Origin of the sequence: Xenorhabdus griffiniae (assembly GCF_001028135.1) — a bacterium.
GTDB lineage: Bacteria > Pseudomonadota > Gammaproteobacteria > Enterobacterales > Enterobacteriaceae > Xenorhabdus > Xenorhabdus bakwenae.
Genome location: NZ_LDNM01000222.1, coordinates 1 through 415 on the forward strand (window position 1 = coordinate 1; position 415 = coordinate 415).

The window sequence follows — 415 nt, forward strand, 5'->3', positions numbered from 1 at the left end:
ATATTGCCCGGGTTGTTATTGCGAATGCCTCTGCTCACTGTTTATCCCCCAACCGTTTATTGATGGCACGAATAGCAAACTCGCGTATTTTCTCAACGCCAATAAATCCAACAGCGCCACCGATAGCCGGTGCAAAACTGATAGGAATGCCAAACATCTCTAGCCCACTGGATACGCTCCATGACAAAGCACCACAGAGCAGCGCCTCTACCCAGCGGTTCTTTCGTTCCACGCCGTCGTAAATCAGGCGTCCGTAACAAATTACGATAGCTAAAGCAGAGCCGGATATTTGCGGCCACGAGTTTTTCAGGCCATTTAACATGTCAGCCCATAAATCAGGATTTTCTTTCATCTTCATATTCCACCCCATTTGAACAATGGGCGTCCGTGGGGTGAACGATGGTTACCCCTGTGA

Annotated in this window: 1 protein-coding gene; it reads right to left on the reverse strand. The window is 48.7% G+C overall.

The window, feature by feature from the left end:
* Positions 1–34: 34 nt before the first annotated feature.
* Positions 35–358 (reverse strand): phage holin, lambda family, encoded by a 324-nt coding sequence (locus AAY47_RS19785; protein ID WP_235428408.1) that lies wholly within the window; start codon positions 356–358, stop codon positions 35–37.
* Between the last annotated feature and the right edge of the window lie 57 nt (positions 359–415).

Excerpts from the sequence above, each read along its gene's own strand:
- AAY47_RS19785 (WP_235428408.1), bottom strand. The coding sequence starts at position 358 with ATGAAGATGAAAGAAAATCCTGATTTATGGGCTGACATGTTAAATGGC.